Consider the following 4,130-nt stretch of genomic DNA (forward strand, 5'->3'; position numbering starts at 1 on the left):
CTATGCGGTTGTCAATTTGCGAAAGAAATTATGCGTCACCTATCCCAGTGCGCGGGGTGCGACCCCGCTGCTTTAACGTCAACTATGTCAACAACTAAAAAAGGGCGGGGAGGGGCACACGGGCCGCTCAGCCACAACTTGCGCAAGCCCTAAAAAAGGGCCGGAGGAGACGCGGGCGGCGTCTGGGCGGAAAACGGTTTCACCGGAGTTTGGTCTACATTTGGTCTATTTCCGTGGTCTACGGAGTCGAAAAAGAGAAACAGGCCAAGCGCTCTAAGCTCTTGACCTGCTGTTTTTTCTGGAGCGGGCAACGGGACTCGAACCCGCGAGTGTCAGCTTGGGAAGCTGATGCCTTACCACTTGGCGATGCCCGCTTGTGTGTTGGCTAGTATAACGCGGTTGTCTTGTTCGATACAAGGGTGTCGATGCTTGTTTTAGCTGTGGAGAATCGTTTGAAAACCGCGCCAATTGTGGAGATGAGGACCTTTGTCTTTCTTTTCTTACCATCTTCTACCTGCACTTTTATCTGATTGTTGTATTTGAGCTCGATTTGTCAGAAATCGGGCAAGCTTTTGGTCAGCTTCTGGTACTTACCCGCATGAACCATGGCGGTAGCCTCATCCCAAGCGCCGCGGCCTCCCCGTGCGGCGCACGAGGGATAAGGAGCAGCCATGTCCAACGCACCCACGCACTCTGTCCACAGCGCAATCGCAACAGGTCCGCTGCTCCTGCTCCTCTTCCTGCTTTTCGGCTGTCTGGCACCGGGAGCCGCATTTGCCGTCGATGGCTACGACCAGCTCGGCTTCCGCACTATTAGCGATGATTGTGGGCCCTTCTTCATCGGCAAGTATGAAGCTCAAGACGCCTCGATTGCCTACTGCATGAACCAGGAGCGCCCCGGCCCCACCAAGCCGGGCGGCCCATGGCTCAACTTTGATCAAGGCTGGGTGTGGCTCGACGACGAGTTCGCGGCAATCGTTTGTCACGGATATCCTACCGCCACGTCGTTTGGCGGTTACCATCTTTCACCCGATCGCGCCCGCGCCGCCACCCAGCTTGCCGTATGGATGCTCAACGGCACTACCCATGTCGACGGCACCTACTCCTACACGACCGCTCAGGGCAAAACCAAGAGCGGGCACTTTACCGCCGACAATGAAGTCGTGGCGGCTGCGCGGTGGCTCCACGACAGCGCAAAATCAGGAAGCATCAAAGCCGCTCCGCACCGCGCGCGGCGCTATATAGGAACCGTATCGGGCGGCAGCAAACGTCAAGACATGCTCTATGTACTGCCGGCGGTCTCTGTTTCCTTCCAAAAGCAGTCTGCAAACGCTGCCATTACCAGCGGAAACAATACTTATCAGTTTGACGGGGCAACATTCGATGTTTTTGAGAGCGCCAGCGGCGCGCATGTCGGCACCGTCCAGATGGACAGCAACGGTCGAGCGCAGGCAACACTCCTACCCAACACGGCATACTACCTAGTTGAGACAACAGCGCCAGCTGGTTATATCCCCCTGCACGATCGCATTGCCTTTACCACGACGAATAACGGCGGATACGTCACCATTGATGAACAACCCGGCACCATTACCTTGCGCATTGTAAAGCTCGACGCCGCAACGAATGCAGGCCCCCAAGTTGGGGCTTCGCTCGCAGGAGCAGAATTCGTGTGCGTATCGCAATCAACCCCTGGATGGACACAAACTCTCAGGACCGATGAAAGCGGTCGAGCTACCCTCACCGATGTCCCCCTGGGAACCTTTACCATCTATGAATCGAAGGCGCCCGAGGGCTATTTGCCCTCCGGTGACAGTTGGTCTTACACCGTTGGAGCCGACCAACTCGGCGATTCAGGCGTGGTCGAGATCGAATCTCGCGTTTCCGATATCCCCATTGCGTTTGACCTTGAGATTTCCAAATTCAAGGACTACGGCAATAGCGATCAATCCGGCCTGGAGCAGCCGGCAGGAGATGTTGTCTTTGAGGTTGTCAGTAACAGCTCTCAGCAGGTTGTTGGCACACTGACTACAAACATCTATGGCTTTGCCTCCACCAAAGACCAGCCCGAAGCATGGTTCGGCACAGGCAAGCGACCAGCCGGTGTCCACGGAGCCGTCCCATACGACCGCGCCGGCTACACGGTTCGTGAGGTTCCGGAAACCGTCCCCGAGGGTTTTAAACGTGCGGGGGAATGGACCGTCGAGGCCAATCAGATTTCCGACGGCGCCGAGCTTCAATATATCGTGGACAACCACGCTCTGTCGACGCATCTCCAGATTGTAAAACGCGATGCCCAAACAGGCGCTTCTGTTCCCCTAGCCGGATTCACCTTCCAACTCCTCGACAGCAATCACAAACCTGTCTCACAAACATGCTGGTATCCAGCACATAACGTAATGGACACCTTTACGACTGACGCGACCGGCACCGTCACACTGCCCGAATCGCTCGTGCCGGGCACCTATTATTTACGCGAAACCTCGGCCAAAGAGCCCTATCTTGTCGGCGGAGAGATCGAGGTAAACATACCCGCCGATATAAACCTAACGCCCGTTGCAATCGTCTCGTATTATGACCGCGCCGCGACCGGAAACATCAGGATCGTTAAAACCGATGCCGTAGACGGCAGCAGCCTCGCGGGCGCCATCTTTGAGATCCGTGCCTCAGGTGATATCGTGCGCCCCGACGGTAGCATTGCCGCGCTCGACGGTGAGACTGTCGCTACCGTCACGACGGATGAAACTGGAGAAGCACGCGCGGACGACCTCCCGCTGGGATCTGGCACCGCACGCTACGAGGTTGTCGAGACTCAAGCGCCGACCGGCTTCTTACTCGACCGGACGCACCATATCGTCGACCTTACCTATGCCGACCAGAAAACACCCGTTGTGGAAGCACGGCTTAACGTATCCGACGATTACACCAAGGTTGATATCTCCAAGGTCGATGCAAGCGGAGAGCAGGAAGTGAAAGGCGCACAGCTCACCTTATATGGTCCCGATAAAACCGAAATAGACTCCTGGACCTCATCCGACAAGCCGCACCGCATCGAACATCTTGCACCCGGCACCTACTCGTTGCGCGAAACGATGTCTCCGCGGACCTATGACCTTGCCGAGGAGATAACGTTTGAAATAAAGGATACGGGAGAAGTCCAATCCGTCGCGATGAAGGATGCGCCCATCGAGATCAAAGGACAGGTCGACAAGCGTCAGGAACTTGTCCAACCTATCGGGAAGGGTCTGTTGGCTAACGGCGATGGAAAAAACCGCGCCGCGATGCAAACCAATACGGACGGACTTTTCTCCTATACCATCGATGCTCGAAACGATTCCGCTACTTGGGTTGATGAGTTTACGATTACCGATGATCTTGAGTGCGCCGAGGACGATACGGCGAGATTCGTCTCAATCGAAACCCCCGTCGCCATCGGCGACCTCAACGGTCTGTGCAACGTGTGGTATCGCACGACGCCGTTGGACTCGACAGACGTCGATGAGCCGGCAAACGCGACGCTTGACGATGGGCACGAAAATCCTTGGCTTGAGTCCGACGAAGTAAAAGAGAGTCTGGGTGAAGATTGCCGCCTCGTCGATTACGACGGCTGGCACCTCTGGAAGGCGGATGTCTCGACCACGGAATCCGCCACACTCGAGGCGAAAGAACTCGACCTTGCATCCAATACCGTCGTAACGGGCATTCGCATTGAATACGGTGCGGTAGCCGCCGACTTTACGACTCGAAGCGATACGGATTCTTGGACCCGCGATGATCTCAAAGATGAGCACGACGACCTTGACGATGCCAAAGCAATCCTTGGCACAGATGCTCGGGGCGCAGTCGTGCACATGCAGGCAACGTCGGCTTATACACCCCAAACTGCACTCACCAACAGCGCACGCGTCGATCTTTGCCGCAACGGCGGCGGCGATAAACTTGAGTCACATGACGAGGACAATGTCATTCAACGCTGTACCCTACCGCAGGACCTACCGGCAACAGGATCAGCCCCCATCGCCGCTTGCATCACCGCGCTCCTGACCTCGGGTGCCGCAGCCCTATGGTTCGCTCGCCTTAGGTCAATCCCAAAGAAGCGCTAGCGCGATGAAAAAGCGGGGGGGGCGGGG

The 4,130-nt window shown here is 56.5% G+C and carries 1 protein-coding gene and 1 tRNA gene; one reads left to right on the forward strand and one right to left on the reverse strand.

Going from position 1 to position 4,130, the window contains the following annotated elements; all coding sequences use genetic code 11:
- Positions 1-299: 299 nt before the first annotated feature.
- A tRNA-Gly gene (locus DWY03_RS06630) sits at positions 300-374 on the reverse strand.
- Positions 375-671: 297 nt separating this feature from the next.
- Between DWY03_RS06630 and DWY03_RS06635 the strand changes: the two genes are divergently transcribed.
- Entirely contained in the window at positions 672-4,103 is a 3,432-nt protein-coding gene (locus tag DWY03_RS06635; RefSeq protein ID WP_117840255.1) for a SpaA isopeptide-forming pilin-related protein, read from the forward strand.
- Positions 4,104-4,130: the final 27 nt, after the last annotated feature.

This window comes from Collinsella sp. AF23-2, assembly GCF_003459245.1.
Lineage (GTDB): Bacteria > Actinomycetota > Coriobacteriia > Coriobacteriales > Coriobacteriaceae > Collinsella.

What these genes read in the sequence shown, in the direction of transcription:
- DWY03_RS06635 (WP_117840255.1), top strand. Translation starts at nt 672, where the DNA reads ATGTCCAACGCACCCACGCACTCTGTCCACAGCGCAATCGCAACAGGT.